Origin of the sequence: Dickeya sp. MK7, from assembly GCF_000406305.1 — a bacterium.
GTDB lineage: Bacteria > Pseudomonadota > Gammaproteobacteria > Enterobacterales > Enterobacteriaceae > Dickeya > Dickeya fangzhongdai.
This window is the reverse complement of record NZ_CM001984.1, coordinates 2,062,423-2,086,894: the sequence shown is the minus strand read 5'-3', so window position 1 is coordinate 2,086,894 and position 24,472 is coordinate 2,062,423. Positions and strand designations below refer to the sequence as shown.

General features: G+C 57.3%; 19 protein-coding genes and 1 pseudogene. 9 read left to right on the top strand and 11 right to left on the bottom strand.

Annotated features, from left to right (window positions below; genetic code table 11):
- Positions 1 to 51 precede the first annotated feature (51 nt).
- Entirely contained in the window at positions 52 to 1,458 is a 1,407-nt protein-coding gene (locus DXXMK7_RS09115; protein WP_238555986.1) for a methyl-accepting chemotaxis protein, read from the bottom strand.
- Positions 1,459 to 2,479: 1,021 nt separating this feature from the next.
- On the opposite strand from DXXMK7_RS09115, the gene DXXMK7_RS09110 reads away from it, so the two are divergent.
- The 4 genes from DXXMK7_RS09110 to DXXMK7_RS09095 all read left to right on the top strand — a co-directional run bounded on the left by DXXMK7_RS09110 (position 2,480) and on the right by DXXMK7_RS09095 (position 5,970).
- Positions 2,480 to 3,343: a LysR family transcriptional regulator gene (locus DXXMK7_RS09110; protein ID WP_038918822.1), complete on the top strand. Its 864-nt coding sequence runs from the start codon at positions 2,480 to 2,482 to the stop codon at positions 3,341 to 3,343.
- Positions 3,344 to 3,440: 97 nt separating this feature from the next.
- Complete coding sequence (locus tag DXXMK7_RS09105) at positions 3,441 to 4,562, top strand: S-(hydroxymethyl)glutathione dehydrogenase/class III alcohol dehydrogenase (protein WP_038918821.1); 1,122 nt, start codon at positions 3,441 to 3,443, stop codon at positions 4,560 to 4,562.
- A 20-nt stretch (positions 4,563 to 4,582) separates the two neighbouring features.
- Positions 4,583 to 5,428, top strand: a complete 846-nt coding sequence (gene fghA / locus DXXMK7_RS09100; RefSeq protein WP_038918820.1) for an S-formylglutathione hydrolase — start codon at positions 4,583 to 4,585, stop codon at positions 5,426 to 5,428.
- A 329-nt stretch (positions 5,429 to 5,757) separates the two neighbouring features.
- A complete protein-coding gene (locus DXXMK7_RS09095; RefSeq protein WP_038918819.1) occupies positions 5,758 to 5,970 on the top strand; it encodes a KTSC domain-containing protein in 213 nt (70 codons plus the stop codon).
- Positions 5,971 to 6,018: 48 nt separating this feature from the next.
- Here DXXMK7_RS09095 and DXXMK7_RS09090 read toward each other — a convergent pair whose 3' ends face one another.
- A complete protein-coding gene (locus tag DXXMK7_RS09090; RefSeq protein WP_038918818.1) occupies positions 6,019 to 7,107 on the bottom strand; it encodes an oxidoreductase in 1,089 nt (362 codons plus the stop codon).
- A gap of 378 nt (positions 7,108 to 7,485) precedes the next feature.
- Between DXXMK7_RS09090 and DXXMK7_RS09085 the strand changes: the two genes are divergently transcribed.
- Together DXXMK7_RS09085 and DXXMK7_RS09080 are read left to right on the top strand one after the other, a co-directional pair.
- Positions 7,486 to 8,997 (top strand): sugar ABC transporter ATP-binding protein, encoded by a 1,512-nt coding sequence (locus DXXMK7_RS09085; protein WP_038918817.1) that lies wholly within the window; start codon positions 7,486 to 7,488, stop codon positions 8,995 to 8,997.
- Between the two features lie 83 nt (positions 8,998 to 9,080).
- Positions 9,081 to 10,001 (top strand): ABC transporter permease, encoded by a 921-nt coding sequence (locus tag DXXMK7_RS09080; protein WP_231348873.1) that lies wholly within the window; start codon positions 9,081 to 9,083, stop codon positions 9,999 to 10,001.
- A 168-nt stretch (positions 10,002 to 10,169) separates the two neighbouring features.
- Here DXXMK7_RS09080 and DXXMK7_RS09075 read toward each other — a convergent pair whose 3' ends face one another.
- From DXXMK7_RS09075 to DXXMK7_RS09055, 5 genes and pseudogenes are all read right to left on the bottom strand, one after another.
- Positions 10,170 to 11,243, bottom strand: coding sequence for an alpha/beta hydrolase (locus DXXMK7_RS09075; RefSeq protein WP_038918815.1), 1,074 nt, complete (start codon positions 11,241 to 11,243; stop codon positions 10,170 to 10,172).
- Positions 11,240 to 11,986 carry a 2-oxo acid dehydrogenase subunit E2 gene (locus tag DXXMK7_RS09070; RefSeq protein WP_038918814.1) on the bottom strand — a complete coding sequence of 249 codons (747 nt, stop codon included), beginning with the start codon at positions 11,984 to 11,986 and terminating at the stop codon, positions 11,240 to 11,242. The genes DXXMK7_RS09075 and DXXMK7_RS09070 overlap by 4 nt, the downstream gene beginning before the upstream one ends.
- Positions 11,964 to 12,077 carry a hypothetical protein gene (locus tag DXXMK7_RS23050; protein ID WP_238555985.1) on the bottom strand — a complete coding sequence of 38 codons (114 nt, stop codon included), beginning with the start codon at positions 12,075 to 12,077 and terminating at the stop codon, positions 11,964 to 11,966. The genes DXXMK7_RS09070 and DXXMK7_RS23050 overlap by 23 nt, the downstream gene beginning before the upstream one ends.
- 283 nt (positions 12,078 to 12,360) lie before the next feature.
- A pseudogene (locus DXXMK7_RS09060) lies at positions 12,361 to 13,953 on the bottom strand (HAD-IIIC family phosphatase); the annotation flags it as partial.
- Between the two features lie 294 nt (positions 13,954 to 14,247).
- Positions 14,248 to 15,273 carry a 3-oxoacyl-ACP synthase gene (locus DXXMK7_RS09055; RefSeq protein ID WP_038918813.1) on the bottom strand — a complete coding sequence of 342 codons (1,026 nt, stop codon included), beginning with the start codon at positions 15,271 to 15,273 and terminating at the stop codon, positions 14,248 to 14,250.
- A gap of 676 nt (positions 15,274 to 15,949) precedes the next feature.
- Between DXXMK7_RS09055 and DXXMK7_RS09050 the strand changes: the two genes are divergently transcribed.
- On the top strand, positions 15,950 to 17,137 hold the full coding sequence (locus DXXMK7_RS09050) for a sugar transporter (protein ID WP_038918812.1): 1,188 nt from the start codon (positions 15,950 to 15,952) through the stop codon (positions 17,135 to 17,137).
- 98 nt (positions 17,138 to 17,235) lie between these two features.
- On the opposite strand, the gene DXXMK7_RS09045 is transcribed toward DXXMK7_RS09050, so the two are convergent.
- Together DXXMK7_RS09045 and yieE are read right to left on the bottom strand one after the other, a co-directional pair.
- Positions 17,236 to 18,720: an amino acid permease gene (locus DXXMK7_RS09045; protein ID WP_038918810.1), complete on the bottom strand. Its 1,485-nt coding sequence runs from the start codon at positions 18,718 to 18,720 to the stop codon at positions 17,236 to 17,238.
- 163 nt (positions 18,721 to 18,883) lie between these two features.
- Complete coding sequence (gene yieE, locus DXXMK7_RS09040; RefSeq protein ID WP_038918809.1) at positions 18,884 to 19,762, bottom strand: DNA-binding transcriptional regulator YeiE; 879 nt, start codon at positions 19,760 to 19,762, stop codon at positions 18,884 to 18,886.
- 107 nt (positions 19,763 to 19,869) lie between these two features.
- Between yieE and DXXMK7_RS09035 the strand changes: the two genes are divergently transcribed.
- Positions 19,870 to 20,952 carry a YeiH family protein gene (locus DXXMK7_RS09035; RefSeq protein WP_038918808.1) on the top strand — a complete coding sequence of 361 codons (1,083 nt, stop codon included), beginning with the start codon at positions 19,870 to 19,872 and terminating at the stop codon, positions 20,950 to 20,952.
- An 80-nt stretch (positions 20,953 to 21,032) separates the two neighbouring features.
- Positions 21,033 to 21,890 carry a deoxyribonuclease IV gene (gene nfo, locus DXXMK7_RS09030; RefSeq protein ID WP_038918807.1) on the top strand — a complete coding sequence of 286 codons (858 nt, stop codon included), beginning with the start codon at positions 21,033 to 21,035 and terminating at the stop codon, positions 21,888 to 21,890.
- A 50-nt stretch (positions 21,891 to 21,940) separates the two neighbouring features.
- On the opposite strand, the gene DXXMK7_RS09025 is transcribed toward nfo, so the two are convergent.
- Positions 21,941 to 22,651: a hypothetical protein gene (locus DXXMK7_RS09025; protein ID WP_038918805.1), complete on the bottom strand. Its 711-nt coding sequence runs from the start codon at positions 22,649 to 22,651 to the stop codon at positions 21,941 to 21,943.
- A 122-nt stretch (positions 22,652 to 22,773) separates the two neighbouring features.
- Complete coding sequence (gene fruA / locus DXXMK7_RS09020) at positions 22,774 to 24,462, bottom strand: PTS fructose transporter subunit IIBC (protein WP_038918804.1); 1,689 nt, start codon at positions 24,460 to 24,462, stop codon at positions 22,774 to 22,776.
- Positions 24,463 to 24,472 lie beyond the last annotated feature (10 nt).

The following is a 24,472-nucleotide window of genomic DNA, read 5'->3' as shown; positions in this document are numbered from 1 at the left end:
TACGCGATCGGAGCAAGAGAAGCCGCGATGTTCACGACACGGCGTTTAATATTACCGGGACGGCGATACGCTCAATGCCAGTGGTGAAGAAGGCAGCATTCCGTTGGCGGAATAGCGGTGCTCCTCCTCCGACAGGCTGAATACGGTGACGGCGTCCGCCAGTTGCCGGGCCTGGGATTCCAGCGATGCCGCCGATGATGCCGCTTCCTCGACCAACGCCGCATTCTGCTGGGTCACGCTGTCCATTTCCGTCACCGCCTGACCCACCTGCATGATGCCATTCTTCTGCTCTTCAGACGCCGACGCGATATCGCGGATCAACGCATCCACGCTCATGATGCTGTTAATAATATCGCTCATTGCCGCACCAGCCTGCGTCAATTGGATGGATCCCGCTTCGACGCGCTGAACGGAATCGCCGATCAACGCACCGATATCCTTAGCCGCCTGGCCGCTACGCTGAGCCAGATTACGCACTTCGCCCGCCACCACGGCGAAACCGCGCCCGGCCTCGCCCGCGCGCGCCGCTTCCACCGCGGCGTTCAGCGCCAGAATATTGGTCTGGAAAGCAATGCCGTTGATCAGAGTGATAATGTCATTGATTTGACGTGAACTGTCAGAAATCCCCTTCATCATCGATTCCAGCGATTTGCCAGCTTCGCCGCCGCTGAGCGCGCGTTCGGTGGCTTCCTGCGCCAGCTTGCTCGCCTGCTTAAGGTTATCCGCGTTCTGGATAACCGTGGCGCTCAACTGTTCCATGCTGGCGGCCGTCTGTTGCAGCGCCGCGGCTTGTTCTTCCGTCCGGCTGGCCAGCTCGTCGTTGCCGCTTTTAATCTCGCTCGCGCCGACATGCAGCGCCGCCGAACTATCGCGGATCACGCTCACGGTATCGCGCAGATTGCTCTGCATTTGCCGGATGTAGGGAATCAGTTGCCCGACGCAGTTACGGCCAAACTCCTGCAAATCCGCGCCAAGACGCCCCTCCGTCAGGGCGGTCAGATGACGCTTGATATCCCCTACCGGTTTAACCAGATAGTTGACCAGATAGCGATCGCACAGAAGCAACGCCAGCAGCCCGAAAATCAGAGCGGCGCTCAGCACATCCCGGCTGATGGAAGCCAGACGATTCGCTTTGCTCAACGAATCGTCGACCTGTATCGCCTCGCCGTACTGCGCCACGTTGTTGCCAAACGCCTGCGCCAGCGCGGGGTAAACGTCCAGATAATAATGCTGGTATTCATCGAAGCGGCCGGCGCGGCTGGCGTTCAGCATCGGCATCAACGCCTGGGAAATGGCGTTATCCCACGAGTCGGCGATTTGTCCCGCCAGCGTGGCGTTGATGCCGTCATGGCTGGCGGCGCGAAAGGTGGTCAGCAGCGTCCGGGTGCTGTCGAGGTTGCCCTGCACTTTTTGCAGCAGCGCCTGAGCCTGAGCGCTATCCCCCCGTTGCTGGAACAGCGTACTGCGGTTAATCAGCGCGATGGACTGGGTAAAGGCTTCGCGGCCGTTGGACAGAATAGTGTAATTTTTTTCTCGGTCTGATTGGTGTCCAATAAGGACTCGATTTTATTTAATGACACGATAGTGGTAATCGCGCTGCCTCCCCAGATTAAAGTGAATCCGACGAGTATGATTAACAACATAGCCCTGATGGTGATATTTTTTAAAATGCGCATCATGATATCCAGATAGTGTGTGTCTGATTTGAATAATGTCTCATCCGCAGCGCAGCAAACGCGATGGCGCAAGGATGCATGGAGCTATTTACCCTAAATAATTCAAGTCGCGCGCAGGCAGCAACCCAGCGGCTCCCCGGTCGCCTACACGGGTAAGAGACGGGAGTCAGGGAAAGCGACCAACACATCCGCAATTGAAATATGGCGGGTATAACGGGTAGGAGATCAGTCAGTTCTGACCGTCTGTGTCGTCCATAGGATGTCACAAAGAAAAAAGAGGAATAAACAGGCTCCGTGCCAAAACCCGAATCCCATCTTATCCTTACTCTGCGATAAAAAAAAAGCCGCGCTATTACCCGACGGCGGATTTAAATGTCACAAAAAATAAAAAAAACGGCGGCGAACGTCCGGTGTTTATAGATATCTCCCCTAAAATAATTCGAGTTGCAGGCCGACGGCGACCAGGCGAATCCCCGGTCGCCGACTCTGGTTAGTATTGGGATGAGCTCGGCCAACCGGCGCCACGGCAATTTGCCGTCCGGCGGGGATAAACGGATAGTCAACGCTCGCCAATTACATGTTCGCCTAATCGGGGTTTTCCATATAACCATGACCACCGGTCTTTCATCACCGGTGGCACACATTGGGCCGTATCCGACACGGGTATGACGCCAAATGCATTTCCACACCGTTTCTGGCGGTCAGCAACCGGATCAACAACCGGGTTGCCAGTGGCAAACACAACCGTTACACTCAATATAAATAAACAACTCAACAAAAGTTATTCACGTAAAGAGAATAATATGGACCTAACCCAACTGCGTATGTTCTGTCTGGTGGCGGAAACCGGCTCGCTGGTGCGCGCGGCCGCACAGCTCGGCCGCGTGCCTTCCAACCTCACCACCCGGCTGCGCCAGTTGGAACAGGAACTGGGTACCGATCTGTTTATTCGTGAGCGCCAGCGCGTTCGCCTTTCACCGGCAGGCCATAATTTCCTGTGCTACGCCCAGCGTATTCTGGCGTTGAGCGATGAAGCGCTGGCGATGGCGCACACCAGCGAACCCGCCGGCCTGTTCGCGCTGGGCGCGGTGGAAAGTCTGCTGATCACCGCGCTGCCCGAATTGCTGGCGCTGTACCACCGCCGCTATCCGCAGGTTCAGTTAGCGTTGCGCAGCGACACCTGCGGCGCGTTGCTGGATGCCGTGAACGCCGGCGAACTGGCTACGGCGCTGGTAACCGGGCCGATTAATCATGACGCCGTCAACAGTTGCCGGGTGTTTTCACAACAGCTGGCGCTGATTACCGCCGCCGGCATACCGCCGGTTTCTCAGGCGGCGCAGGTGCGTAATCTGCCGTTGCTGGCCTTCGCGCCCGGCTGCGGCTACCGCCAGCGGCTGGAAGGCTGGTTTCGCGGGCAGGGCATCTCGCCCGCCGCCGTGCTGGAAATGCCGTCGTATAGCGCCCTGCTGGCGGGCGTGGCCGGCGGCAGCGGCGTGGCGATGGTGCCGCTCAGCATACTGGAAGCCCTGCCTGCCGGTCAGCAGGTTCAGGTCCATCACCTGCCTACCGACATTGCGTCGGTCAGCACCTGGCTTATCTGGCGGCGGGACGCCTTCGGTCCCAATGTCGAGGCGCTGAAAAAACTGATGATTGAAATCGGCGCCTGATGCATTCCCTGTCGGCATTCGATGTCAATGCCGCATTATCCCTGGCAGCCGCTGCGTCATTCCGGCGGCTGCGCCACTCTGAATAAGGAGCTTCACCATGCAAATGATCAAAACCCGCGCCGCCGTCGCCTGGGGCCCCAACCAGCCGCTGTCCATTGAAGAAGTGGACCTGATGCCGCCGCAGAAAGGCGAAGTGCTGGTGCGCATCCTCGCCAGCGGCGTCTGCCATACCGATGCCTACACCCTGTCCGGTAAGGACCCGGAGGGCGTTTTCCCGGCGATCCTCGGCCATGAAGGCGCCGGCATCGTGGAAGCGGTAGGCGAAGGCGTGACCAGCGTGGCGGTCGGCGACCACGTCATTCCGCTGTACACCCCGGAGTGCGGCGAGTGCAAATTCTGCCGTTCTGGCAAAACCAACCTGTGTCAGGCCATCCGCGCCACCCAGGGCAAAGGTCTGATGCCGGACGGCACCACTCGTTTTTTCAAAGACGGCAAGCCGATTTTCCACTACATGGGCACCTCCACCTTTGCAGAACGCACCGTCGTGGCGGAAATCTCTCTGGCGAAAATCAATAAGGAAGCGCCGCTGGAAGAAGTGTGCCTGCTGGGTTGCGGCGTGACCACCGGCATGGGCGCCGTGACCAACACCGCCAAGGTGAAACCGGGCGACACCGTGGCGATCTTCGGTCTGGGCGGCATCGGTCTGTCCGCCATCATCGGCGCGAAAATGGCGGGCGCCGGTCGCATCATCGGTATTGACCTCAACACCAGCAAGTTCGATCTGGCCCGCAAACTGGGCGCGACCGATCTGGTCAATCCGAAAGATTACGACAAGCCGATCCAGGAAGTGATCGTCGACATGACCGACGGCGGCGTGGATTTCTCCTTCGAGTGTATCGGTAATGTCAACGTGATGCGTTCCGCGCTGGAGTGTTGCCATAAAGGTTGGGGCGAGTCGGTCATCATCGGCGTGGCTGGCGCAGGCGAAGAGATCGCCACCCGTCCGTTCCAGTTGGTGACCGGGCGCGTATGGCGCGGTTCCGCCTTCGGCGGCGTCAAAGGCCGTAGTCAGTTGCCGGGAATCGTTCAGCGCTATCTGGACGGTGAATTCCAGCTCAACGACTTCATCACCCACACCATGCCGCTTGAGCAGATCAACGAGGCATTCGATCTGATGCACGAAGGGAAATCCATTCGCTCCGTGGTTCATTTCAACTGATGACAGGAAACTCGCACACCATGACTGCGTCACTGGAATTGCTGGAAGAACACCGGTTGTTCGGCGGCTGGCAGCGGCGTTACCGCCATGCCTCAGCTACGTTGAACTGCGACATGACCTTCAGCGTGTTTTATCCTCCCCTCGCCGGGGAGGCTCCGCCGCCGGTGCTGTACTGGCTGTCGGGGCTGACCTGCAACGACGAGAATTTCACCTTCAAGTCCGGCGCCCAGCGGGTGGCGGCGGAACTGGGGCTGGCGCTGGTGATGCCGGACACCAGTCCGCGCGGCGATGAGGTTGCGGACGACGCCCAGTACGATCTGGGTAAAGGCGCCGGCTTTTATGTCAACGCCACGCAATCCCCCTGGGACCGGCATTTCCGCATGTTCGACTATATTAGCGACGAACTGCCGGCGCTGGTGCGCCAGCACGTCAGCGCCAGCGATCGGGTCGCCATCAGCGGTCATTCGATGGGCGGGCACGGCGCGCTGATGCTGGCGCTGCGCCATCCGGGGCGTTTTCGTTCGGTGTCGGCCTTTGCGCCAATCGTCAACCCGACGCAGGTGCCCTGGGGGCAGAAAGCCTTCAGCGCCTATCTGGGCGACGACCGCCAGCAGTGGCTGCAGTACGACAGTTGCCATCTGCTCGCTCACAGCGACGCGCCGCTGCCGACGTTGATCGATCAGGGCGACGGCGACAGCTTCCTGCCCGTCCAGCTTCAGCCTGAGCAGTTGGAAGCCGTCGCCAGCGCACGGCAATGGCCGCAGACGCTGCGTATTCAGCCGGGTTATGACCACAGCTACTACTTCATCGCCAGCTTTATCGAAGATCATCTGCGTTTTCATGCAAAGCACTTGCAGTCGAACTGATCAGAGTTGTTTAATAATGCGATAAAACCGGCACAACAGACGGTTCAGATTGAACCACCGCTGATGTGCCGGTATGACATTAAAAACGTGATCGCCACCAAAACAGGAATTCATCCTGACAGCCAATCGTTGACTGACGGATAGATTCCTGCAAACGTGGCATCATCTGCCGATGTGCAGGTGAAATAGGGAAATAATAAGCTGTTCTTGTATTCTTTCGTCTGTTTTGCTGACGATTTTTTCGCCCCTCTGGCGTCGACGTTGACCAAAAAAAACACAGCAAGTAACATTACCGTTACATCGCAACCATCAACAGGGAGCAATTTGTTTTGCAACGCAAACGTGTATCTTCCACCGAGCTGTTTGCCGTAGGTTACGATTCGGAAACCAGCACATTAGAAGTAGAATTACTGAACGGCAGTCTGTTTCAGTACAAAAACGTAGCACGAATGATTTATGAGGAGTTAATGGCCTCTAACGCCAAAGCGCGTTATTACGCACGTTACATCAGGAATTCCTTTCCGTATGACAAACTGCAATAACCCAGCCCTCAATGACGGGGCGGTTTAAAAAACCGCCCCGTTGCTTTATTAGCCGTTCGCCAATTCCACTGCCCGGAACGCGGTCAGCAGCGTGTCAGCGTCCAGCGGACCGGGCAGATAATGAATGGATTCGCCACTCTGCAAAGTACGGGCGATGACCGCCTGCAATGCCGCTTCATCGCTAATATCCACATCCAGTTCGGCCAGCGACACCGGCAGCCCGAAGACCCGGAACGCCGCTTTCAGCTGACGCAACGTATCGGTTTGCCCCAGCAGCGCGCACTGTACCAGAATGCCGTAGGCTACTTTGGTGCCATGCAGAAAACGCGCCGTCTGCGGCAGTACCGTCAAACCGTTGTGCACCGCGTGCGCCGCCGCCACCCGGGTGTAACGTTCGCCCAACCCGCCCACCATGCCGCCGCCGGCAATAATCGCGTCGACAACATCCAGAAAATCCTGGTTCAGCGTGGCGTTATGCGCCACCTTCAACGCAGATTCGCTCTGGTTCAGCAGCACATCGCGGATATCCTGCGCGGTCTGCAAACCCAGACGCACCGTCAGCGACAGGGTTTCCGGCTGCGGGCTTAACACCACCGCCTCATACCATTTCGCCAGCGTATCGCCGATCCCCGCCAGCAAGTACTCCACCGGCGCCGCCAGCAGAATACGCGGTTCCACCAGCACCAGATGGTTGGCATCGTTGAAAATCTCGAATCGCAGCGCCTGCCCGGCCTCGTTGTACCAGACCGAGAGCGGCGTCCAGGCGGCGCAGGTCGCGGCAATGGTCGGAATCGCCACCAGCGGCAGGCCAAGACGACGCGCCACCACCTTGGCGGTGTCCAGCACCGCGCCGCCGCCCACGCCAATCACCACGGTGCGATCATCGCCCGCCGCCGCCGTCAACCGCGCAATTTCATTTTCGCTGCAGTGTGCCGAAAAACCGGCCGACCGGGCCGTCGGCGCAGAAAACGCCGCCGGCAGATAAGCGCGCGTCGCCGCCAGCGCGCGTTCGCCGTGTATCCAGAACGCGCGGGCCAGCACCTCGTCCGGATAAAATTCGTTCAGCTTGTCGATCGCCCCTGGGAAAGAAAAATAGTTGGCCGGTCCCACCTGGACCCGAATATCAGTGCTACTCATTACGGATACATTCCTGTCTGAATAAATTCTTGTCGTCACACAAAATAATTCGAGTTGCGGTCAGACGGCAACCGTGTAAATGCCCGGGCGCTTACATGGATCAGTGACCGAGGCAAATGAGGGCAGCCGACGCACCGGCAACGTAAAGCATGACGGGTAGAGATAATGCGCTGTTTAATCTGGAATCCTGCGCGGAAAAGCTCTCTTTAGGGATAGCCGGCGCGGATCTTAATAACGTTTTTGCTTAAGTTATGCTTTTTCATTTCTTCTCTGGGGCGTCCACAAGCCCATTCAGGCATTCCATTCTGCGGTTAATATGATATTTTTCAACGTCGACCTCCCGTCATTATCGCTGTTAAGAACCCGTTGTTGTCAATTATGTCCATAAACCCGCGTTCGCGTCTGGAAATGCGCTACATTTCCATCTCTTTTGCCGGATTCCCGGCGCTCAGACAGGTGAATTTCACGCTGGAAGGCGGATCTATCCACGCGCTGACCGGCGCCAACGGCGCGGGAAAATCCACGCTGATGGCGATTCTTTCTGGATCTTATGACCATTACAGCGGAGATATCCTGCTGGATGGCGAAAAAGTCGCAATTCATTCTCCCCGCGACGCCAAACGCCACGGTATTCATCTGGTTCAGCAGGAAGTGGACGCCGCGCTGGTCCCTACGCTGTCGGTGGCGGAAAATATCATGCTGGACCAGTTGGCACAGAGCGGTCACGTGCTCAACTGGTCAACGCTTTACCAGCAGGCGCAGGCCTTGCTGACGCAACTGGGGGTCAGCATCAATGTCCGCCAGCGGCTGGAACAGTGTACGCTGGCGGAAAAACAGCAAATCCTGCTGGCGCGCGCCCTCTCCCACCGCTGCCGGTTTCTGATTCTTGACGAACCTACCGCCCCGCTCGACCAGGAAGAAAGCGCCCGGCTGTTCGCCGTCGTGCGCCGTCTGCAGCAGGACGGTATCGGCATCGTCTTCATTTCGCACCGTATCCACGAACTGAAAGCCATCTGCGATACGTTGACCGTGTTGCGCGATGGGCAGTTTGTCAGCAGCGGCCCAATGCAGGGGCTAAGCGGCGGGGAAATTGTCGAGCGGATGCTGGGCCACCGGCTGGATGATATTTTCCCGCCGCGCCGCACGCTCACGGACGCAGAGCCGCTGTTGCAGGTAGACGGTCTGCATGACGACACCCTGCTGCACAACATTTCGCTCCGGCTGCGCAAAGGCGAGATTCTCGGCATCGCCGGTCTTGCCGGCGCCGGTAAGACCGAGCTGTGCAAGGCGCTGTTCGGCGCCGCCCGCAGCCGCATCGATTCCGGCCGCTATCAGGGAAAACCCTGGCGCCCTACCTCGCCGGCCGACGCGGTCCAGCAGGGTATCGCGCTGGTGCCGGAAGAGCGGCGCAAAGAAGGCATATTTATTGACGAATCCGTCACCATGAATCTCAGCATCAGCGCCAGCGACAGCTTTTCCCGCTACGGCGTTTTCGGTCACGGTCAGGCGCTGGCCTGGGCCCGCGATTTGATCCAGCGGCTGACCATCCGCACCAGCGGGCCGCAACAGCGGTTGCGCCGTCTGTCCGGCGGCAATCAGCAAAAAGTGGCGATCGGCAAATGGCTGCGCAGCGACATGCAGGTGTTGATTCTGGATGAACCCACCAAAGGCGTGGATATCAAAGCCAAACAGGATTTATTTACCCTGATCGATTCGCTGGCGCAGCAGGGCAAAGGCGTGATTTACGCCTCCGGCGAGTTCTCCGAACTGGTGGGCCTGTGCGACCGGATCTGCGTGCTGTGGGACGGGCGTATCGTCGCCGAACTGGACGGCGCCGACGCCGACGAAGAGACGTTGTTACTTTATTCAACCGGAGGAACTCCCGCGTGAGTCAGCCACTTGCATCCAACGGCGCGCCCAACGAAGCGCTCCCCTTTCACCACCGCCTGTTTGACCTGTTCTACAAATGGGGGATGCTGATTACCGTCGTCGCGCTGATCGCCCTGTTCGGGCTGGCGTCGGACAATTTTCTGGATCCGAACAACATCATCAATATCCTGCGTTCCATCGCCATCGTCACGGTGATCGCGATAGCCGTTTCCATCTCGTTGTCGGTCGGCGGTTTCGACCTATCGGTCGGGTCGACCGCCTCGCTGGCGAACGCGCTGGTTGTCTCGCTGTTCGTCTGGCACGGTTTTGGCACCACCGGCGCGATTGTATTGACGCTGACGCTGTGTCTGCTGGTGGGGCTGTTCAACGCGTTTTTGATTGTGATATTGCGGATTCCCGACATGCTGGCGACGCTGGCCAGCCTGTTCGTGATTCAGGGCGTCGCCATGACCTACAGCTACGGCGGCTCCATCACCCAAAATATGCTGCTGCCGAGCGGCGAGATGGCGGAAGGCGTGATCCCCGAGGTGTTCGCCACGCTGGGACAGGTGCCGGTGATTGTGGTGATCATGCTGGTGGTGACGGTGCTGGTGCAACTGTATATGTCGCTGACCAAGCACGGCCGCCGCATGTACGCGATTGGCGGTAATCCGGAAGCCGCGCGGCTGGCCGGTATTCGCACTGCCCGTTACCGCGTGCTGGCCTATCTGCTTTCGTCGCTGCTGGCCGCGCTGGGCGGCATCCTGCTGGCGTCCCGCATCGGCTCTTCGCAGGTCAACGCCGGCGGCGGGTACCTGATGGACGCGGTGGCCGCCGCCTATATCGGTTTTTCGCTGGCCGGTTCCGGCAAACCCAATGCGTTGGGAACGCTGGTCGGCGCGGTGATCCTCGGCGTGCTGCAAAACGGGCTGGTGATGCTGTCCGTGCCTTACTACGCCATGGATATCATCAAAGGTCTGGTGCTGGCGCTGGCGCTGGCGATGACCTATTTCCAGAAACGCTGACCGACGAGACGGCGCGGCACATAAAAAATGGGGCCGGTATTACCGCCCCGACGCGCCGCGCCCGGCATTGCCGGCTCCGTGTACCGACCCGCTTCTACGCGGTGCTCTGTGCGCCGATTGCCGCGTTTAGGATCCGCGGTCGGCACACGAATCCTGACGAGACACCGCCTATCGCTTCAGACGCCGCAGGATGCGAAATCCCAGCCTGGCGACGCCGGCCAGAACCCGCGACAGGCGCAGCGAATCCAGCAACGACCATAGCAAATAAACCCGCACGGTTTTGCCGTACCCGGGCGACCCATGCACGTCATCCAGCGACAGAATATGATGCTGCCGGGACAACCGGCGGATCGTGTCCGCTTCGACGTTCGGGATCACTTCGTCGCGCAGGCTCTGAACGTAATACAGTCTGACGCCATGGTTGATATCCTCCTGGCGCATCACAAACGTGGTATCGAGGTAACGAAATACCTTGTCGTCGTCATCCAGTTCCGGATGCGTTTTCCCCACGTTATGCCCGATGACCAACCGTGTAACGTAAGGTAGCCGCCGATAGACATCCCGATCGTGGTACAGCGAATCCAGCGGCGTGCCCGCCATAGTGATGCCCACGATGCGGCTGTCGGTCAGGCTGTTCTTGTACGCGATAAACCCGCTGAAACTCAGGCCGAAAATATGGCACCGGATGTCGGACCGATCCTGGGCGAGGTAATCCAGCACGTCGCTGTACATGCGGAAGGATTGTTCGTTGTAGGGCAACTGGTTTTCCCCCACCCCCGGCATTTCCGTCAACACCACGGTAACGTCGAAACGTTCGAACAGACCCACCAGATGCACCCACTGCTCTTTCAGCGAGATAATGCCCCCATTAATAATGACGACGTTGCCGGTGTTCTTTTTTCTGACGTAGCACACCTGCCGCCCCTGCGACAGACTGACCCTCGTCACCGTGCCGCTCTCGATATACTGCCGGCGGAACAACCGTTGACAATGCCGGTTGCTCTCATGCTGGAGCGGTGTTTCCGGATAGGGAAAACGCGCCAGATTGTAAAGCGAACACGCCTTGAGCAATTCACCTTGATTTTCATAATCTTGCGCCTGACGGTAAAACACCTGGCTCCAGCTATGCGGCAAATCGTCGCCCAGATGATGAATATCCGGCAGGATGGCGCGGGTTTCCGCGCCGACATTCAGCACATTGCTGTGCAGCAGCACAAAATTCTTGAGTTCATCAAGCATCATGATGATGACTCCAGTGCAAAACCTTCCATGTTGCTTTTTATCTGCGCCAGAAACTCTGACGCCAGCCGGCCGTCCAGCACGCGATGGTCGAAAATCATCGACAGATTCGCCACGTGCGACACCGCCACGTCATGCGAGTTTCGCGACAACTTTTCGTTAATCAACCCCAGCGTAAACGTGAACGTGGAACCGGATATGGGGATACAGGCGTCGGGGCTGTTTTTCCCCAGCGATGTCACGGTGAAGCTGCCCCAGGTTTCCGCCTGCCGCGTCGGCGACAGCATCGCCAGCCGCAGCAACAGGCCGGCCAGTAACGGCGGCAATCGCTGAATAAGGCGAATTTTCTCGTAATGCTCGCTGGTAGCCGCGTCCTCCTGCTTGAACTGCTGCAGCGCCCGTTCGATATCGGCGACAGACAGCCGATCCGTATTGCTGATCACCCGCGAATACACCCCGGACACGCCGTTCAGCACCTTTTCCAGCGTCACCCGGGTACTGATGTTGTCCGGGCAAATCAGCGTGCTGTCGCTGCCGAATCGGATCATCGCGTTCAGTTGCGGAAACTGACGCAGCGCCTCGCTGATCGCCTTGATGGTAATCGCCGTCATGCTGCGCTGCAGCCCGCCCGCCACAATGCGCGAGACATCTATCTCGCGCATGACGGTAATGGCCGGAATGCCCCTGGATATCGCCAGAAAAGAGAGCGTCTGGCGCCTTTCCCTAGAAACTTTCAGTAACTTCATGGCTCACAACCCTGTAAATGTCATTCAGCGTGGTGCACTGCAATACCTTCTCGACATCGATTTTGACGCTCTGCTGTTTTTCGATTTCCATCAACAGATAGACGAAGGTCAACGAGTCCCACTCCGGAAGGTTGGTCAAATCTTCCTGCGCCTGCTCGGTCGCCAGCGCCATGCCGGTTTTGGTGTTGATAAAGCCGATAAAATCGTCCAGTTTCATGGTCATTCCCCTTCTTTGACAGTGACGGTATTACTGTTCTCGGCCAGCAACGCGGGCGCCGGGTCGATAACGGTGAACACATTGCTTGCGGTTTCGCCGAACCCGCAATCCGGATAAAAACGCTGGAATTTTTTATTTTTTCGGTCGGACCGTACGCGGCGGTAATCCGGTCGACACCTCGCGCCCGGCACAAGCCGAACAGCCAGCGCATCGCCGCGAACTCGATCTGACGCCCGAAGATACGGCAGCTCATGATGAAGTTATCGATGTGGCAGCCATCGCCGTCGAAACGCAGAAATATCGCGCCGATGGTGCCGTAGTCGCCGATTCGGTCGCGGCATGCCAGCGTAACCGCCAGATGCCCTTCCCGTGCGAGGTAGCCGGCCACGTCCTGCGTGGTCATCCGTTGCGTCGTCATATTGAACTGGTTAGTGCGCAGCGTCAGTTGCGATACGCGATCCAGCGTGGACGTTTCCACCGGCAGGATAGTCAGCGTCATGCCCAAGCTGGACAGAAAGGCGTGGTCATCCGCAAATTCTTTTTGCAGCTCCGTGCGAAGTTTATTCTGCGCATAGCTCAGATTGCGCATGCGGTCATCGCTGCTGATGGTCGGACGCAGGAAATAGTCGGCGGCGATCAGTGCGGCGACGTTCTCCGCCACGTCGCCGGAAAATTCCAGCACGGTGATGGCTGGAATACGGGCCTTGACTTCCGCGCATTCGAACGCCGAGTCGTCAATAAAAAGCATGTGTTCCGGGGAGATGTTCAACTCATTGGCGATATTCAGGATGTTGCCGCTTTTCCCCTGCCAGTTGGCGCTGACCACGGAAAATTTGTCCAGCGAAATGCGCATCTCGTCGGCGCGGCGTTTAAACGCCTCTTCCACATTCTCCAGATTGTTTTTGCTGCAAATGGCCAGAATGACGCCCTGATCGTACAGATGGCGCAGATACTCCTGATAGCGCAGGTGCCCCGTGCCGATATGTTTATCCGCCATCAGAATGCCGTCGGCGCCGTCGTCCGCCAAAATGCCCTTCCACAGCGTGTTATCCAGATCGCTGACCACGCATTTCAGCGTTTTCCCCAGCGTGTGCCGGATAGCGGCGACGCCGGCGCGCGCAATAACGTCCAGCGCATCCAGACCCACGCCCAGACCGAGTAACTGCGCCGCTCGGCGGGTGGCCGCATCCTCCACTGTCCCGCCGGTCTCCTGCAGATCGACCACCGTCACGCGATCTTCCGTCTGCCCCAGCGCCAAAAGATACGCGTTGAACTCGCCGATCAGCTGCTTCAACGCCGCCCGCTGATCCTGCGCGATAATCTGTTTGAGCTGCGATTCAGCGATATGGACGGTGTTCAGCACAATGCGGGCATCGCAGCCGACAGCGGAAAAATTCAGCAGATACGCCAGCCGACTTTTGTGCTCCCGGATATTGTCGCGGATATCGTCCACCGGCAGCAGCGAACCAATGTCGTTTTCGATAAAGGAGGAATCAAGGACATAAAAATGAAATTGCGCCCCGAACGTCTTGATATCGGCGGCATTACCCAAAACGTGGGGAAAATAGTCGCTGTAAATACCGTCATAAAAGGATGGATAACAGCCCAGGTCATTCAGGTTGAACGTAATCAGATCATTCAATGCTTTATGATTAAAATTGCTGAAAGTGGCTATGTTAACGATGCGCTTTCCTTCCGATGCAATTTTTTTCGAGGCGGCGATCCGACTTAATGCATTGTCCTGTTTCATAAATGTCCTTATTCTCTTTATCCTTACGCGCTTGTCGGTTGCCCTGCAACTCGAATTATTTCGGATAGATACCCTAAATAATTCGAATTGCGGGAAGGCGGCGACGCAGCGAATCCCCAGGAGCTTACTGAAGTCAAGTGACTGGGGTAAGCGACAACGCTGCCGGAAGCAGCGTTGAACGCGGTTTACCTCAGCCCCGCAGGGGCGAGGCCCAAGGATGGGCCGAGTAATAAAGCCAACGCGCCTGCAACTTGAAGTATGACGGGTATAGATAAAAGGTCTTTTTACATGATGCTATAAAAGGCCTTTCCTGTTTCGCAGAATCAGACCACCCGCCAGCCAACGCGATGACTCAACAGAAATACCGATGGCGCATTCATTGGCAAGAGAGATATCGCTGAATTCTTTTATCTGAAAAAATAACGCAGCATTAGCGGTATTACCGATTTCATCCACCAGGCTGAATACTTCATCTGCCGTATAACCGATATCGGATAAAATTTTCTCCAGCATCGAACCGGAAAGTTGCGGCGGCAGCAGCCAGTCCGGACGCCCGCCTAATTTATCCGTTAATGCATTGATCGTATCCTGGGTAATACCCGGCACCAGTTTTTCAATCAATTTATATTCTTCATTCAGCAAAGCGCCATAATCAATATCATTACGGGTGCCACGCCAATTTGCCAATTGCCCAACCACTTCATCAACACCCAGATATTTAAAAGAAATATGTTCAATCTCAATACTGGATGCGGATGACTGATTGGAGATCAGGCATCCACCGACGCCGTCGCCAAACAGCGTATAATTCACCAGTTCCTTCGTTTCTTTCTTACCGGCATGTTCATCAAAGATATCCAGGAATTTATAAGCTGTCTCAACCCCGATGACCAGGCCGTTGTCCAGGCCATTGTCCGGCGCCGCCACCAGCTCGCGAGCCAGCTTGAGCGCCTGTACCGCGCCGGAACACCCCGAAACAATCTGGTAGGTTTCTATCTGCCGAAACCCCATGGCATGACACGCCTGATTTACACTACTTGGCAACAGCGTATCAGGCGTAGCGGACGCTACGATAATAAAATCGATGCGTTCTTTACTTATGCCGGAACTGGAAAGGAGTTTCTTGATTACGATGGTAATTAATTCCGCTGACGACGCGATAGGTTTACCGGTATTCATATTAACGGCAAAATGCCGACCGGTATTCCCGAAAAGCTTTTTAATTAACTCAGGTTTAAATCCGATTTTATTTCCTAACTCCTGATTACTAATAATCGGGCCAGGCAAATAGGTTTCCACCGCATTAATATATACGCTCATTGCTGTTCCCTCATCGAAGCTTGTGATAAAGTTCTCACACCTGTTTTTCTTTTGCAACCGCAATTTCATGCATCATTATAAAAAGCTATTCCACCTTATGCATGTTACCACTCTGTAAAATAAAACAATTACCAGGGTAATTCTTAGGCATACCAGTTTATTTTTCTATGGTTAGGCATAATAAATAGTAAAAACCCCACAAAACAAATAACAAGACGGCTATTCAGAAGCTATAAATCCCTGCCAAAAGCAAAATCCCCGGCATTCATTTGGAAAATGTAAAGCGTAATAAAATCGTCATATATTCGCATACAAAGGATATTCATAATTAATATTTTCGTTGCGTCACAATAGCCAAACACCAAAGAAAACAAATAATATTTCTTTATGTAGCTTATTTAAAATAAGCAAATACAACAAAATAATAATATTCATTCTGTCGCATAATTTTGAACGTCAATTATTGGCGGCATAATTCTATCTACAATAATATTAGGCGGTCTTCGCAACGATGCCTGCTATCGGCACGGACGCCAAACGGCCGTCGAAAGCAGCGCGCCGAGCCACGATTCAGGCGCGGCGTCCCCTGATTGAAATGTGATCGTAATCGCATTTTAACCCACGATTGACTACAATAGGCCGTTCGCAATTTGTAATACCCGACTGGAACCTGACTATGACATCCGCTTCCCCCTCACGCTCCACCGCCTGGTTACGCGTGGTGACGCTGGCTGTGGCCGCGTTCATCTTCAACACCACGGAATTTATTCCAGTGGGGCTGCTGAGCGACATCGCCAATACCTTTGCCATGAAAACCGAAGATGTCGGTCTGATGATTACTATTTATGCCTGGATTGTGGCGGTGGCTTCGCTGATCTGCATGTTGCTGACCAGCGGTATTGAGCGTCGTAAATTGCTGATCGGCCTGTTTAGCCTGTTTATCGTCAGCCATCTGTTGTCTGCCGTGGCCTGGAACTTTACCGTGCTGGTCATTTCCCGCGCCGGGGTGGCGCTGGCGCACTCGGTATTCTGGTCGATTACCGCCTCGCTGGCGATTCGCATGGCGCCTCCCGGCAAACGCGCGCAGGCACTGGGGCTGATCGCCACCGGGTCGTCGCTGGCGATGGTGCTGGGGCTACCGCTAGGAAGGGTGATTGGTCAGTATCTCGGCTGGCGCGTAACCTTCCTGACCATTGCCGCCGGCGCCACGGTCGCCATGATCATGCTGGCGCGCTTGCTGCCGTTGCTGCCAAGCGAGCATTCCGGCTCGCTGTCCAGCGTGCCGAAGCTGTTCCGCCGCCCGGCGCTGGTCGGCATCTACCTGCTGACCGTGGTGGTGGTCACCGCGCATTTCACCGCCTACAGCTATATCGAACCGTTTATCCAGACGGTGGCCGGTCTGCCGGAAAACTTCACTACCCTGATTTTGCTGTTGTTCGGCTGCGCCGGGATCGTGGGCAGTATGCTCTATAGCCGTTACAGCGAGCGCTTCCCGATTGGCTTTCTGGTGACCGCCATGTTGCTGCTGCTGGCCTGTCTGACGCTGCTGATGCCGCTGTCCGGTTATCCGTTCGGCCTGACGCTGCTGTGTCTGGTGTGGGGGCTGGCGATGATGTCCATCGGGCTGGCAATGCAGGCCAAAGTACTGTCGCTCGCGCCTGACGCCAGCGATGTCGCCATGTCGATTTTCTCCGGGCTGTTCAACCTCGGCATCGGCGGCGGCGCGCTGCTGGGCAGTCAGGTCAGCCTGCATCTGGGGATGGACAAAATCGGTTATGTCGGCGCGCCGCTGGTGCTGGCGGCGTTGTTCGCCACCCTGCTCAGCGTTTACCGCAACGTGCGGCTGGTGCATTCCCGCATTTGAGTTCCATCTTTCTCGTTCATAAAAGGCGTTCATAGCAAACGCTCATAAAAAAAGCCAGTCGCTAATCCGACTGGCTTTTTTGTTTACGAAACAGTTAGTTAATTTTCCTCGGAACGATGCTCAGGAAACGTCATCTCGCTGTATTTCACCACCCGCGAACCTTTTACCAAGCGGTAGCCGAACCAGATAACCAGAAACAGCGGAATACCGATGTAAGTCGCCGTCACCGCGGACCAGTCGATCTTGTCGGCCAGAAACGCCTGATAGTTCTGGCCCAGCGTAATAATCAGGCACAGTACGAAGGCAAAGATCGGGCCCAGCGGGAAGAAACCGGAACGGTACGGCAGCGCGTTCAGATCGCGCCCCTGCATAACGTAGCCGCGACGGAAACGATAGTGGCTGATGGCAATCCCCAGCCAGGCGATGAACCCGGTCATGCCGGAGGTATTCAGCAGCCACAGGTATACCGTCTGGTTGCCGAACATGGAAGACAGGAAGCACAGGCCCGCCACCACCGTGGTGGCGTACAGCGCGTTGCGCGGCACCCCGCCTTTGGACAGTTTGCCGAAGCAGGCCGGCGCCTTGCCTTCCTGCGCCAGCGTAAACAGCATGCGGGTGGACGCGTACATGCCGGAATTACCCGCCGACAGCACCGCGGTCAGGATCACCGCATTCATTACCGCCGCCGCCGACAGCAGGCCAGCGTTCTCGAACACCAGCGTGAATGGACTGACGCTGATGTCTTTCACATCATTGCGCAGCAGGTTCGGGTCGGTGTAAGGGACCAGCAGACTGATGATCAGAATAGCGAAAATATAGAACAGCAGAATACGCCAGAACACCTGACGAACCGCTCGCGGAATGTTGGTCTGCGGATCTTTTGATTCCCCCGCCGCCACGCCAATCAGCTCCGTACCCTGGAACGAGAAGCCGACAATCATCGCCACGCCGATCATGGCGGAAAAACCGCCGGCGAACGGCGCATCGCCAATCTGCCAGTTATGCCAGCCCGCGTGCTCGCCTCCGCGCAGAATGCCGATCATCATCATCAGCCCGACCGCGATAAACAGGATTACCGTGGTGACTTTAATCAGCGAGAACCAGTATTCCGCTTCGCCAAACCCTTTGACGGAGATGTAGTTCAGCAAAAACATCAGCGACAGGAACAGCGCGCTCCACACCCAGCCGGGCACCGACGGGAACCAGTATCCCATCACCAGTTGCGCCGCCACCAGGTCGACCGCGATGGTTACCGCCCAGTTGTACCAGTAGTTCCAGCCCAGCGCGAAGCCAAACCCTTCTTCCACATAGCGCGCGCCATAGGTGGAGAACGAGCCGGAAACCGGCATGAATGCCGCCAGCTCGCCAAGACTGGTCATCAGGAAATAGACCATCAGGCCGATCAGCGCATAGGACAGCAGCGCGCCGCCGGGGCCGGCCTGCGACACCGTCGCGCCGGAGGCGACAAACAATCCGGTGCCGATCGAACCGCCAATGGCGATCATCGTCAAATGCCGCGCTTTCAGCTCACGGCGCAGTGTGGTTCCCCGCTGTTCGGCGGAGTGAGTGTCATGTTGAGCCATTACAATCCATGCCCTTGAAAATTTGAGGGCGGATTGTAGGCAATCCGCTACCCGCTGAATAGCGCACAGCGCGGATTATAAGAGACCTTCATAACTCACCCGGCATCATAAGAAATCCCTCTGACTTGAGGCCCGGTTCGTTACACCGGTGTTGCCAGTCTGTTTAGATACCGTCATCGCCCTGACAGTACCCCAGAAAACATTGCAGCACGCCGGATAAATGTTTCTGACGGTGATGCACCAGATACAACGTGCGGTTTAGCGGCGGCAAAGGAACCGGCAGTTCCACCAGCGTGCCGGCATCAAGCTGATCGGCGATCACATGGCGCGACAGACAGCTGATGCCGATACCGTGCCGCACCGCGTGCTTGATCGCCTCCGAGTTGCCCAGCTCCATCACCAGCCGGAAATGCGGCAGGCGCGCCAGCAGCAGGTGGTCCAGCACTTCGCGCGTTCCCGAACCGTGCTCACGCAGGATCCAGGGAGCGTCCGCCAGCATCTGCAACGTAAACTCACGATCAATCAGGGGATTACCCGGAGCACAAAACACCACCAGTTCATCTTCCCGCCAGGGCTGGGTGATCAGATCGGGATGATGGCACGGCCCTTCAATCAGCCCCAGATCGACCCGGAACTCGGAAACGGCATTGACCACATCCAGCGTATTGCCCACGTACAGCTCCAGCGGAATGGCCGGAAAATCCTGACGGTAGCGGGCGATCATCGCCGGCATCAGATAATTGCCGATGGTACTGCTGGCATAAATGCGCAGCGCGCCGTTATCGCTTCGGAACAGTTGCTCGATTTCAGCCGACTGCTCCAGCAGCGCCAGCGCTTTGGGATACAACAGGCGACCGTGCTCATTGACCACCAGCCGTTTACCGACGCGGTCAAACAGTTGCACCCCCAACTGACTTTCAAGATCGGCCAGCGCCGCGCTGACGGCCGACTGTGACAGCGACAACACCACCGACGCCTGCGTTGTTGAACCGCTTTTCAGGACTTCGGTAAACACTTCCAGTTGACGTAACGTAATATGCATAGGGGCTCTTATCGTAAATATCTATAGGTTATAAATATATAATCAATTTCTATTTTAAGTGTGCTGATCATAGGCTGTGCCCTCAACCTCTATCATCCAGAGTGGGTATGACTATGTTTTCATTTTCTTCCAGGGTACAACGCTTCTCCCCGTTGTCCGCCGCCGGTCATCTGCTGACCGGCGTCATCCTGACCGGCCTGTTGACGCGGGGCGTGTTATGGTTATCCGGCCAGCCAACGATAGCCGGATTGGGACTAGGTTCCCTGACGCTGGCGATACTGGTTGGCATGGTGCTGGGCAATACCGTCTACGCGCATCTGCAACCCTGGTGCGACGCCGGCGTTCAGTGGTCCCGGCATCATCTGCTGCGCTGGGGCATCATCCTGTACGGCTTCAAACTCAGCTTTCAGCAAATCACCGCCATCGGCGCCGCCGGTCTGGTGATCGACCTGTTGACGCTCACCTCTACCCTGCTGCTCGCCTGCTGGCTGGGACAGCGCTGGTTCCGGCTGGATCGTCATACCGTATTGCTGATCGGCGCAGGCAGCAGCATTTGCGGCGCCGCCGCCGTACTGGCTACCGCGCCGGTGCTGAAAAGCAGCGCCGACAAGGTGGCGGTGGCGGTATCGACCGTGGTGCTGTTCGGCACCACCGCCATGTTTTTTTACCCGTGGCTGTACCAACATTTTATCCAGTATAGCGGCTGGTTATTTACCCCGCAGACTTTCGGACTCTACCTCGGCTCAACGGTGCATGAAGTCGCGCAGGTGGTGGCCGCCGGTCATGCCATTGGCCCGGAAACCGAGAATACGGCGGTCATCGGCAAGATGCTGCGTGTGATGATGCTGGCGCCGTTCCTGTTTCTCCTCGGCCTGTGGCTGAAACAGCGCCAACCCGCACATCAGGCCGCCGCGCCCGCTACCGCGGGTTATCCGTGGTTCGCCCTGGGTTTTGTGTTGATGTGCGGGGTTAATTCGCTGAACTGGCTACCGGCGGGCTGGGTCGCCATGCTGACGCAACTGGATAATGCGCTGTTGACCATGGCGATGGTGGCGCTGGGGCTGGCTACGCGCCTGAGCACGCTGCGACAGGCCGGCATCAAACCGTTGCTGCTGGCGGCGGTCCTGTTTATCTGGCTGGTGGCGGGCGGCGCGGCCATCAATCTGGCGGTACAGCATCTCTTCGCCTGAGCGAAACGGCATGGACGAAACAAGGCTACAGCCAGCTAAGCAGTAATGTCATAATGCGCGGGCATGAAAAGGAGAAAAACATGAAATATGTCGGAGCCCACGTCAGCGCCTCGGGCGGCGTGGATCAGGCGGTTGCCCGCGCCCATGACATCGGCGCCACCGCGTTTGCGCTGTTTACCAAAAATCAGCGCCAGTGGCAGGCCCCGGCGTTGACGGCGGACGTTATCGAGCGTTTCCAGGCCGCCTGCGCGCAGTATCAGTTCGCCCCGGCCCAGATTCTGCCGCACGACAGTTACCTGATCAATCTGGGGCACCCGGACGACGACGCTTTGCAGAAGTCCCAGACGGCGTTTATCGACGAAATGTCGCGTTGTCAGCAACTGGGGCTGACGCTGCTGAATTTCCATCCCGGCAGCCACCTGCGTCAGATCGACGAAAGCACCTGCCTGAGCCGCATCGCCCAGTCTATTAATCTGGCGCTGGACGCCACCGCCGGCGTGACCGCGGTGATCGAGAACACCGCCGGTCAGGGCAGCAACCTGGGGTTTCGGTTTGAACATCTGGCGGAAATCATCGATCAGGTGGAAGACAAAAGCCGGGTCGGCGTCTGCATCGATACCTGCCACGCCTTTGCCGGCGGCTATGATCTGCGCACCGAGGCCGACTGCGAGCACACGTTTGCCGAGCTGGAGCGCGTAGTCGGTTTCCGCTATTTGCGCGGCATGCACCTGAATGACGCCAAAAGCGAATTCAACAGCCGGGTCGACCGCCACCATAGCCTGGGGGAAGGCAACATCGGTAAAACCGTGTTCAGCTATATTATGCGCGACCCACGCTTTAACGGCATTCCGCTGATTCTGGAAACCATCAACCCGGATATCTGGGCGCAGGAAATCGCCTGGCTGAAGTCACAGCAATCGTCTGTCGGCATCGCCTGAACACTCACGTCGCGGCCTGTTTTTAGGCCGCCCAACGGCTCGAATTCCACCTATTCGACTTCCTGCCGCCGCAGTTGCCCCGCCCGCTGGAATATCTTGTCCGATACCGTGCGCGGCTTATGCCCCTGTCCGCTGGGTTGCACCACACACTGAAAGGCATCGCGCAGCGGCATCGGCTTGCCGTGCGTATCCCGCCCAATTGCGTACTTATCGTGGAAGGGCGAAATCGCCAGCGCCAGGTTCTCGACGATAGTATCGCGATCGGCGAATGCACTCTTTTTTAGCGACAGCATCTGATTGATGATGGCGCAGTCAATCAGCGTGCCGGTAAGCCATTCGGTTTCTGAGGCATATCCGGCGCACCAGCGCAGATAGTTGCCGCTGGTAAATGTTTCCATCAGGTCGGTATGGGCGCCCACGAAACAGGCGCCGAGTAGCAGCCCGGTAATATTGAAATGATGGGACAATTCACCGACCGGTACGAGAACATCCCGGATATGCGTACCGCCAAGCTTTTTTCCCTGACCGTGCGCGGCGACATAAATAATGATGTTTTTGAACGGGATCTTGCACAGGCAATGCAATGCGGTGCGAAAACTCTTCTTATCGTAGAAGTTCGCGTAATACACCTCGGTATCACCGGCGACTTTGGCAATGCCTTCAATAAACGGCACCACGGATGAACGATTGGCATCGTGCTCATCCAGCTCCCAGGGCGATTCCAACACCAAAATTCCACGACTGGCATGGTGACGCGGCATACGGTTCTCCTTCTCTTGCCTCACAGCAATACAAAATCATAGCGCTATTACCCGACTCGGCGGAAAAAACGTAAAAAAAACGCCAGTCGCAAGACTGGCGTTTGTCATCAGGTCAGCAACGATCAGGCTTTGACCAGTTGCTCTTCCGGACGTTTCAGCACGGCGTACAGCACGCCAGCCACTACCGTACCGGCAATGATGGAGAACAGGTAACCCAGTACCGGTGTAATCGCACCCGGAATCAGCAGCACGAACAGACCGCCGTGCGGCGCCATCAGTTTAGCGCCAATCGCCATGGAGATCGCGCCGGTCAGCGCGCCGCCCAGGATACAGCACGGCAGCACACGCATCGGGTCGCGGGCAGCGTAAGGAATGGCCCCTTCGGAGATGAAGCACAGCCCCAGCACCACCGCCGCCTTGCCGCCTTCACGTTCGCTGGCGGTGAATTTCTTGCCGGCAATGAAGGTCGCCAGACCCATCGCCAGCGGCGGCACCATACCGGCAGCCATGACGGCGGCCATCGGCGCATACACCTGGCTACTCAGCAGCGTCGTGCCGAACACGTAGGCCACCTTGTTTACCGGGCCACCCATGTCGGTACACATCATGCCGCCCAGAATCGCGCCCAGGATAACCGCGTTGGCGGTGCCCATAGACTGCAGCCAGCCGGTCAGACCGGTCAGGATTTTCGCTACCGGCGTACCCACCACGTAGATCATGATCAAACCGGTGATCAGCGTAGCGACCAGCGGAATAATCAGGATCGGTTTCAGCGCCGACATACTCTGCGGCAGCGTCACATGGTTACTGATGGCGCGCGCCAGATAACCGGCCAGGAAGCCGGCGATGATACCGCCGAGGAAACCCGCGCCGGTGCTAACGGCCAGCATACCGCCGACCAGACCCGGCGTCAGACCCGGACGGTCAGCAATCGAGAACGCGATATAACCGGCCAATACCGGCACCATCAGAGCAAAAGCCGACCCGCCGCCGATCTTCATCAGCGCGGCAGCCAGCGTCCCCTCTTCCTTGAACGCCGTAATACCGAACACGAACGACAGGGCGATACACAGACCGCCGGCCACCACCATCGGCAGCATGTAGGACACGCCGGTCAGCAGGTGACGGTACGGACCTGCGCCGCCTTTCTTGGCGGACTCGCCGCCAGCCGCCGCACTGTTTTGGGCGGACGGCTGGAACACCGTCGCTTCGGACAGCGCCTTGTCAAACTCCTGCGCCGTCTTCTTCAGCGCCAGACCGGTGGAGGTGCGATACATCTTTTTGCCAGCGAATTTGCTGAGGTCAACTTCGATGTCCGCCGCCACGATCACCAGATCCGCCTGCTCCACTTCTTCCGGACTGATCGGGTTGCCGGCGCCCACGGAACCGCGGGTTTCCACTTTCACCCACCAGCCGCGTTTTTTCGCTTCGCTTTCAATCGCTTCCGCCGCCATAAAGGTGTGCGCCACCCCGGTCGGGCAGGCGGTCACCGCCACGATGCGCTTAGCGGTAGCCGGAGCAGTTGCAACAGCGGCAGCAGGCGCCTGATACGTCTGCGCTTGCGCTTTGGCTTGTTCCAGAAACGCCGCCGGTTGACTCAACGCCAGTTCACTATCCCCGGCAAACACTTTTTTGCCATTCAGACCACTGTCTGCCTGTACGGGAGCGCCCAACACGATGGCCAGCTCCGCGTCGGCAAACTGCTCAGTGAGGGTAAGTCCTGCGTTAGCGGCAGCAGCACCGAGCAAATTTTTCACCAGACGGCTTTTCGCCAGCCCCAGTGATTTATCAAGTATCAGCAGCGTTTTCATTGTTTATCTC

What these genes read in the sequence shown, in the direction of transcription:
- DXXMK7_RS09110 (WP_038918822.1), top strand. Translation starts at nt 2,480, where the DNA reads ATGGACCTAACCCAACTGCGTATGTTCTGTCTGGTGGCGGAAACCGGC.
- DXXMK7_RS09105 (WP_038918821.1), top strand. Translation starts at nt 3,441, where the DNA reads ATGCAAATGATCAAAACCCGCGCCGCCGTCGCCTGGGGCCCCAACCAG.
- fghA (WP_038918820.1), top strand. Translation starts at nt 4,583, where the DNA reads ATGACTGCGTCACTGGAATTGCTGGAAGAACACCGGTTGTTCGGCGGC.
- DXXMK7_RS09090 (WP_038918818.1), bottom strand. Translation starts at nt 7,107, where the DNA reads ATGAGTAGCACTGATATTCGGGTCCAGGTGGGACCGGCCAACTATTTT.
- DXXMK7_RS09085 (WP_038918817.1), top strand. Translation starts at nt 7,486, where the DNA reads ATGTCCATAAACCCGCGTTCGCGTCTGGAAATGCGCTACATTTCCATC.
- DXXMK7_RS09080 (WP_231348873.1), top strand. Translation starts at nt 9,081, where the DNA reads ATGCTGATTACCGTCGTCGCGCTGATCGCCCTGTTCGGGCTGGCGTCG.
- DXXMK7_RS09075 (WP_038918815.1), bottom strand. Translation starts at nt 11,243, where the DNA reads ATGATGCTTGATGAACTCAAGAATTTTGTGCTGCTGCACAGCAATGTG.
- DXXMK7_RS09070 (WP_038918814.1), bottom strand. Translation starts at nt 11,986, where the DNA reads ATGAAGTTACTGAAAGTTTCTAGGGAAAGGCGCCAGACGCTCTCTTTT.
- DXXMK7_RS23050 (WP_238555985.1), bottom strand. Translation starts at nt 12,077, where the DNA reads ATGGAAATCGAAAAACAGCAGAGCGTCAAAATCGATGTCGAGAAGGTA.
- DXXMK7_RS09055 (WP_038918813.1), bottom strand. Translation starts at nt 15,273, where the DNA reads ATGAGCGTATATATTAATGCGGTGGAAACCTATTTGCCTGGCCCGATT.
- DXXMK7_RS09050 (WP_038918812.1), top strand. Translation starts at nt 15,950, where the DNA reads ATGACATCCGCTTCCCCCTCACGCTCCACCGCCTGGTTACGCGTGGTG.
- DXXMK7_RS09045 (WP_038918810.1), bottom strand. Translation starts at nt 18,720, where the DNA reads ATGGCTCAACATGACACTCACTCCGCCGAACAGCGGGGAACCACACTG.
- yieE (WP_038918809.1), bottom strand. Translation starts at nt 19,762, where the DNA reads ATGCATATTACGTTACGTCAACTGGAAGTGTTTACCGAAGTCCTGAAA.
- DXXMK7_RS09035 (WP_038918808.1), top strand. Translation starts at nt 19,870, where the DNA reads ATGACTATGTTTTCATTTTCTTCCAGGGTACAACGCTTCTCCCCGTTG.
- nfo (WP_038918807.1), top strand. Translation starts at nt 21,033, where the DNA reads ATGAAATATGTCGGAGCCCACGTCAGCGCCTCGGGCGGCGTGGATCAG.
- DXXMK7_RS09025 (WP_038918805.1), bottom strand. Translation starts at nt 22,651, where the DNA reads ATGCCGCGTCACCATGCCAGTCGTGGAATTTTGGTGTTGGAATCGCCC.
- fruA (WP_038918804.1), bottom strand. Translation starts at nt 24,462, where the DNA reads ATGAAAACGCTGCTGATACTTGATAAATCACTGGGGCTGGCGAAAAGC.